At 54.8% G+C, this 7384-nt stretch carries 6 protein-coding genes; 1 reads left to right on the top strand and 5 read right to left on the bottom strand.

From position 1 onward, the window contains the following. Positions 1 to 87: 87 nt before the first annotated feature. Together rnz and metH are read right to left on the bottom strand one after the other, a co-directional pair. A complete protein-coding gene (rnz, locus tag XYCOK13_RS11860) occupies positions 88 to 1056 on the bottom strand; it encodes a ribonuclease Z (RefSeq protein WP_213412370.1) in 969 nt (322 codons plus the stop codon). Between the two features lie 124 nt (positions 1057 to 1180). Then, the gene (metH, locus tag XYCOK13_RS11855) at positions 1181 to 4627 is read right to left on the bottom strand and encodes a methionine synthase (RefSeq protein ID WP_213412369.1); all 3447 of its coding nucleotides are present in this window, start codon (positions 4625 to 4627) and stop codon (positions 1181 to 1183) included. Positions 4628 to 4861: 234 nt separating this feature from the next. On the opposite strand from metH, the gene mtnD reads away from it, so the two are divergent. Further along, positions 4862 to 5404 (top strand): acireductone dioxygenase, encoded by a 543-nt coding sequence (gene mtnD / locus XYCOK13_RS11850; protein ID WP_213412368.1) that lies wholly within the window; start codon positions 4862 to 4864, stop codon positions 5402 to 5404. Between the two features lie 130 nt (positions 5405 to 5534). On the opposite strand, the gene XYCOK13_RS11845 is transcribed toward mtnD, so the two are convergent. From XYCOK13_RS11845 to XYCOK13_RS11835, 3 genes are all read right to left on the bottom strand, one after another. After that, on the bottom strand, positions 5535 to 6332 hold the full coding sequence (locus XYCOK13_RS11845; protein WP_213412367.1) for an HAD family hydrolase: 798 nt from the start codon (positions 6330 to 6332) through the stop codon (positions 5535 to 5537). A gap of 17 nt (positions 6333 to 6349) precedes the next feature. Further along, on the bottom strand, positions 6350 to 6874 hold the full coding sequence (locus XYCOK13_RS11840; protein WP_213412366.1) for a methyltransferase: 525 nt from the start codon (positions 6872 to 6874) through the stop codon (positions 6350 to 6352). A gap of 61 nt (positions 6875 to 6935) precedes the next feature. Beyond that, the gene (locus XYCOK13_RS11835; protein WP_213412365.1) at positions 6936 to 7145 is read right to left on the bottom strand and encodes a DUF896 domain-containing protein; all 210 of its coding nucleotides are present in this window, start codon (positions 7143 to 7145) and stop codon (positions 6936 to 6938) included. Between the last annotated feature and the right edge of the window lie 239 nt (positions 7146 to 7384).

The following is a 7384-nucleotide window of genomic DNA, read 5'->3' as shown; positions in this document are numbered from 1 at the left end:
ACGCCCATGCTGGGCGTACCAGCAAAGGCTGTTCGCCATGACGGCGAACAGCCTTTTTCATTACTTCTTTATTACGCAAATCTCTCATCAAACATTCTTTGGATCAATTTTGCGTGGTATGACATACGTCCAGTGATCGCGCGCAGCATATGCATGGGTCAGATGCTCGCGCGCTTCTTCCACCAGCTGTTCGATCTCATCCCCTTTATAGCGGGAGCTGAAATGCGTCATAATCAAGCAGCCTGCCCCGCATTCGACCGCCAATCTTGCAGCCTGGTCGCTCGTTGCATGATAATAGCGATGAGCCAAATCGGCCTCCGCTTTCGCAAACGTCGCTTCATGCACGAGCACATCTGCGTTTCGCGCAAGTCTTTTCGAGCCCTCGCACAGCCGGGTATCGCCCAGGATGGCGACAATTCGGCCGGGTATCGGTTCGGACAAATAGTCAGCGGATTGCAGAATGCGTCCATTCTCCAGCGCAATGCTTGCTTCTTTCTTGAACCGCGCGTACAGCGGGCCCGGCTTCAGCCCTTCTGCCTCCAGCTTTTCCGTGAGCAGTCTTCCCGGCTTGTCCTTCTCGCATATCCGGTATCCGTAACTCTCAATGCGATGCTCCAGCAGGGCTGCTTCCACTACAAAATGATCGTCCTCGAATATCCGGCCGTCTCCCTTGACCTGCCCCTGCTCGTCCACATCCAGTTCTTCTATGATCAGCTCATATTCCAGATGAGCCTGGCTGACTTGCAGGGCTGTCTCCAGAAAGGCCCGCACGCCCGGCGGCCCGATCAAAGTCAGCGGTGTATCTCCCCCTTGATACGAACGGCTGGTCAGCAGCCCGGGCAAACCGTACAGATGGTCTCCGTGCAGATGGGTGATGAAGATCTTTTCCAGCTTGCCCAGCTTGACAGATGAATGCATTATTTGGTGCTGCGTGCCTTCCCCGCAGTCAAACAGCCAGAAGCTGCCGCGCTCGGCGTTCAATTGCAATGCGATGGCGGTAACATTTCTTTCCTTCGAGGGCATGCCTGCACCCGTCCCCAGAAACACCAGCTCCACTTGTCCTCACCCCCCGTTGCCTGCAGTCTGATTCTTCAGCCTCTTGCTTAACCAGCAGTCCGACACTGGCTGGTTCAACCGAGGCTCGAACAGACGGGAGCGGTCCCGTCTGTTCCGATTGTGACTATTCGCCTTTGTCCACGTTGAAATAGCGTGCTTCCGGATGAGCGAATACCATTGCCGATACCGAAGCCTCCGGTTCCATCATAAATCCTTCCGTCAGCTCCACGCCGATATCCTGCGGCTTCATCAGATCGAACAGCAGTGCCTGATCGTCCAGATTCGGACACGCCGGATAGCCGAACGACACACGAATGCCCCGATAGCGGGCGCCAAACCGCTGCTTCATGGTCATGTCCGCCGGGTCCGGGAAGCCCCAAATATCGCGCATCATATGGTGGACACGCTCAGCCAGCGCTTCGGCCGTCTCCAGAGCGACTGCTTGCAGCGCATGAGAGCGCAGGTAATCGCCCTTGTCCTTCCATTCCGTCGAGCGTTCGCGGATTCCTTTGCCCGCGGTCACTACCAGGAACCCGACATAATCCATGACGCCGCTGTCAACCGGCTTCAGGAAATCGGCCAGGCAAAGGTACGGCTCTTTGTTCTGGCGCGGGAAATCAAACGTCTTGATCAGCTTGCTGTGGTCGGCCGGATCGTAGATGCGGATCGTGTTGCCTTGCGACTGCGCCGGGAAGAAGCGGTACATCGCATTGGCTTCGAGAATCCCTTCATCTGCTGCTTCCTTCAGAATGTCGTCGACGACTTCCTTCAGTTCTGTTGCCTTCGGGTCCCGATTGGCCAGCAGCTCGTCCACCTTGCCCTTCAAGCCCAGATGGTGGCCTAGCAGCATCTGCATGTTGATATAAGGAATTACATGGCTGATGGGATACTTGCGCATCACATGGCGTTCCAGATCCGGCGGCGTGAAGACCGGCACATCCTGGGACACTTCCGAGCGCACAACCCTTGCCGGCTCGGACAGTTGCTTCTTAGTGTTGCCCGATTCCTGCACGTCCGATTCCTTCCATTGCCGAAGCTCTTCGATCATCCGCTGGCGATGCTCCGGATTCGTTAACTGGTTGGCCAGCTCAAGACCGTTCATCGCATCCTTCGCATAGAGCACGAGGCCTTCATACTCGCGGGCGATGCGATTGCGCGTGAAGTTGCGGGTCAACGCGGCTCCGCCTACCAGAATCGGCACGTCGATGCCTGCATTGCGCAAATCCTGGGCGGTTACGACCATTTGCTGCGCAGACTTTACAAGCAAGCCCGACAAGCCGATGGCGTCAGGCTTTTCCTTTCGGAACGCCTCGATTAACGTTTCCGGCGGCACCTTAATGCCCAGGTTGATGATTTCATACCCGTTGTTAGACAGAATGATCTCCACCAAATTTTTGCCGATATCGTGCACATCTCCCTTGACCGTGGCCAGCAAGATCTTGCCCTTTGCAGCCGAATCGGCCTTCTCCATGTGCGGCTCCAGATGCGCAACCGCCGCTTTCATCGCCTCCGCGCTCTGCAGCACCTCAGCCACGATAAGCTCGTTGTTATTGAACAGCCGGCCAACCTCGTCCATGCCGGCCATCAGCGGCCCGTTGATAATATCAAGCGGCTTGTACTTCGTCAGCGCTTCATCCAGATCCTTGTACAGCCCTTCCTTCGTCCCTTCCACAATGTAGCTGGCCAGTCGCTCCTCCAGCGTCAAATTCGACGCCTTCTCCTTCTTCTCTACCTTCTTTTCACGGAAGTACGCAACGAAATTGGCAAGATTCTCATCATTCGTTTCGAAGATAAGCGCTTCGGCGAGCTTGCGTTCCTCTTCCGGGATGGAAGCGTAGCGCTCCAGCTTCTCGGTATTGACAATCGCGTAATCGAGTCCCGCTTTTGTAGCATGGTACAGGTAGACCGAGTTGATTACCTCGCGGCCGGCATTCGGCAAGCCGAACGATACGTTGCTGACGCCAAGGATCGACTTGCATGCCGGCAGCTCCTTCTTCAGCAAGGCGATGCTGTCAATCGTTGCCTTCGCGGAACCGATATACTGCGGGTCGCCTGAGCCTACCGGGAACATGTTCGGATCGAAAATAATATCCTCCGGATTCAATCCATAATCGTTCACCAAAATATCATACGATCGCTTGGCAACCCGCAGCTTGTCCTCCACCCACACGGCCATGCCCTTCTCGTCAATCAGGCCGACCACGACGGCCGCGCCGTACTGATGCACTAGCGGAACGACCTTCTCGAAGCGATCCAGTCCGTCCTCCAGGTTGATCGAGTTGATAATCGCCTTGCCTTGGGAAAACTTCAATCCAAGCTCTATGACTTCATGATCGGTAGAATCGATCATCAGCGGCACCTTGACCTTCTTCACCACTTGCTGCAAAAAGGCCGTCATGTCCTGCTTCTCGTCCCGTTCGGAATCCTGCAGGTTGATATCGATAATATGCGCGCCGCCCTTCACCTGCGCACGGGCGATTTCGGATGCTTCCTCATACTTGCCTTCGGCAATCAGCCGCTTGAACTTGCGGGAGCCGAGCACATTCGTCCGTTCCCCAACCATAAGCGGCCGATTGTCCTCTTCCACATAAAGCACCTCAATGCCGGACACGGCAGGCGGGTGCGACCCGCCGCTTGGACGCGGCTTATACTGCTTCATTGTTTCTGCCAACGCGCGAATATGCTCAGGCGTCGTGCCGCAGCAGCCGCCAGCGATGTTCAGCCAGCCCTGTTCGGCAAAGCCGGCCAGCTTCTTCGCCAGCGATTCCGGCGATTCATGGTAATGCCCGTTCTCGTCCGGCAAGCCTGCGTTCGGGTAACAGCTGATTGCAGCCTTGGACACTTCGGACAGCGTCCGAATATGATCCCGCATGAATTCGGGGCCCGTCGCACAGTTCAGCCCGATGGAAACCGGGTCCAAGTGCTCCAGCGAAATGTAGAAGGCATCGATCGCTTGTCCGGCAAGCGTTGTGCCCATCGGCTCGATCGTGCCGGATATCATAATCGGCAGTTTGGTCCCCAGCGTGTCGAATGCGCGGCGGATGCCGATGCTTCCCGCCTTGACATTAAGCGTGTCCTGCGATGTTTCCAATAGCAGCGCATCTACTCCCGCTTCGACAAGCGCAAGCGCCTGCTCATAATAGCTCTCTACCAACGCGTCGAACGTCACCCCGCCTGTTACGGACAGTGTTTTCGTCGTCGGACCGAGCGCGCCGGCCACATAGCGCGGCCATTCTGGCGTCGAGTATTTCTCTGCCGCTTCAATAGCCAGCTTGGCGGCGGCAAGATTCAGCTCGCGCGCCCTTTCCGGGATATCGTATTCGGCCAGAACGACACTCGTTGAGCCGAACGTGTTCGTCTCGATAATGTCAGCGCCCGCTTCCAAATAAGCTTCGTGAATCTCTCGCAGCAAGTCCGGTCGGGTAACAGACAACAGCTCGTTGCAGCCGTCATACTCTTCGCCGCCGAAATCCTCGGCTGTCAGATTTGCCTGCTGAATCATCGTGCCCATGGCCCCGTCCAGCACTAATATTTTTTTCTGCAATTGCTCACGCAATGTCGGTTTCGCCATTCCTACGTTTCCTCCTCTATCGCACCGCTTCGACAGTTTCCCACCAAAGCGGGTTTCGCGCACAGCATGTAATGACTTCTAGTCTATCAAATCTCGCATAAAATTTCCATGCAATTCATAGTAGCTCACTCGGATTTTATTGGTTTATGGTCGACAGGGCCTAACCTATCCACTATAATAAGGGATATCTATAATGAAATCCTAGAGGAATTTATGAAAAGCGAGGGGTATACCATGGCAGAAATTCGCATTCGCAACACCAATGAGCGCATTTCCGGCGAGGATAATGTGAAAGCATTCCTAGACAAGCAAGAAGTGCTCTACGAGCACTGGGATCCGAACAAGCTGCCGGAGGCATTGCGGGAAAACTTCCAATTAAGCGACGAAGACAAGGCGCAGATACTCTCTACCTTTGATACGGAAATCCGCGACCTGGCCGGACGCCGCGGCTACAGAACCTGGGACGTCATTGCGTTGTCCGAAGCTACGCCTAACCTGGAGGAGCTCTTGAAGAAGTTTGAGCAGGTTCACACTCATACAGAAGACGAGGTTCGCGCCATTACAGCAGGCAAAGGCATCTTCATTATTAAAGGCGATGAAGAAACCGGCTATTTCGACGTAGAGTTGAATGCCGGCGATGTCATCTCCGTACCGGAAGGCAAGCCGCACTTCTTCACCCTGATGGAGAACAAGCAGATTGTCGCTGTGCGTCTGTTCATTGAAACCGAAGGCTGGATTGCGCACAAGTACGACGACCCTGCATTCCAGGGCGCATAAGTTTTTCATCCGCAGGGCTTGAAACCCTGCTGCATCCCTAGCAAAAAAGCTGCCCGGCCGTTCAGGCTCGGGCAGCTTTTTCCGTATGATCCGCTTATCCAATCCGTTCGATGTTTCAGTTCCACGCCGCTTATGCGTTCAACTTGTCCAAAATCGGAAGCAGCTCGCGCAAGTTGCGAATTTCGAAATCGGGCTTCGCGTCGTCGGTCAACGGACGGTTGTGGCGATTGATCCATACGCTGGGCATACCCGCGCCGTTCGCTCCCTTAATATCCGTGGTCAGCTTATCGCCGACCATAACACCTGCTTGTGGCGCGATGCCCGCCATCCCCAACACATGCGCATACAGCTGCGGAGAAGGCTTGCCCTCCCCGAAGCTGCCGGAGATCACAATGTGGTCGAAATATGGGGCCAGCTTCGGCTCTCCCTGCAGCTTCTCGGATTGCAAATCCGGCGAGCCGTTCGTAAGCAGCACCAGCTTGTACTTCCCTTTTAGCGCATCCAGCACTTCATAGGTTTCCTCGTAGACGATCGGCCTCGTGCGGCGTTCGGCATGGAACTTGTCGGCCAACTCCCGGCCGAGCGCCGGATCGTCTACGCCCAAGGCCTTCAGCCCTTGTGTCCAGGCATCCCGGCGATAGCCAGGGGCGATCTCGCGCAGCTTGGCAAACATCGGGTGCACGTCATCGTGGAAGTTCCCCCACAAGCCTTCCATCGGGTTGATGCCGATATTTTGTGTAAACGGATAAGTTTCATAGGTCGCATAGAGTGCCCAAGCAGCTTCACGCACCTTCTCCTCCAGAAGCTCCGGGTCCACTTCCGCCTTGCTGGCGGCGAACTGGCACACCGCCTCGAAAGACTCCTTGACACTGCGGTCATCCCACAGCAGCGTGTCATCCAGATCAAACACTACGGCTTCAATCGCCATCCTAGCTCTCCCCTTGTCTATGATTTATCCGTCGTCTCCCCATACATGGGAACGCCGGTTCGCTGCGCAAACAACAGCAATCGCTCAGCCATCCGGTCCGTCGGATACCGATTCATCACACGCGAGAAAAACCATTTGCGCCGCTTGCTCTTGAAGTCAATCGCTACATAGCCATCCCCGCATGTAATCGAAGCGATATCCTTCGCCTCTACGATTTGATCCCGCCCCATACGGCGCGTAGAAAGGAAGGAACGACCAATTCTTAAATAAGGACGACGAAGAAAATACACAAGTGCCAAAAAGACATAAGCACCGACGGTAACCCAGAACAACGGGTCATTCCCCGCAGATGAGCCGTATACCAAAATAAACATCGATACGATCGCAATCATCGTAATCGGCATCACAATGCTCCGGCCGCGGATCATCTCGGTCCCGTCCGACAGCAGCTTCACTCCGGGCAGCGCGCTTTCCTGCTTGCTGCGTTGCTTGCTGACCTGATCATAGTTGCGTTCCACCATGCGCTTCCATTTGCGCGACACTGACCATCCCTCCGCATTCGCTCACTTCATTCTTCTGACTGCTGACTTTCGATTTTGTCTTTTAATGCTTCCACTTCTTGCTGCCCGCATTGCCTTCCTCTTCATCCGTGAACCGAATGTTGTCCAGCTGCGAGCGGAGATTCTTCTTGAATCCATCTATATAACGGCGGCGGAGCTCGCTTTGCTCTTGCGCCTCTTCAGCGGTCAATCCGCCTGATTTGCTCTTCTTGGCGAGCTCATTGATCCGCTTGACCATCTCCTCGAATTGCATGTGAAAAACCCTCCTGTCCTAAGGTAATACTTTGACATTTTGCCGGGGGATTGTCAAGACAAGCTATGCGGAAAGAGGAGTCTGTTGAAGATCGAGCACACGCCAGCATCATCTTCGGAATAAAGGAATTCAGCGGTCTTATTATGATGATTTTTCGGCTTGTCGCTTGAGATAGCGGACATGTACGGCCTTATCTCAGCAGGATTCACGCATATTGGGATGACGTAAATTAGTTTGTG

The organism is Xylanibacillus composti, assembly GCF_018403685.1.
In the GTDB taxonomy this organism is placed as follows: Bacteria; Bacillota; Bacilli; order Paenibacillales; family K13; genus Xylanibacillus; species Xylanibacillus composti.
This window is presented reverse-complemented; position numbering and strand designations above follow the sequence as displayed.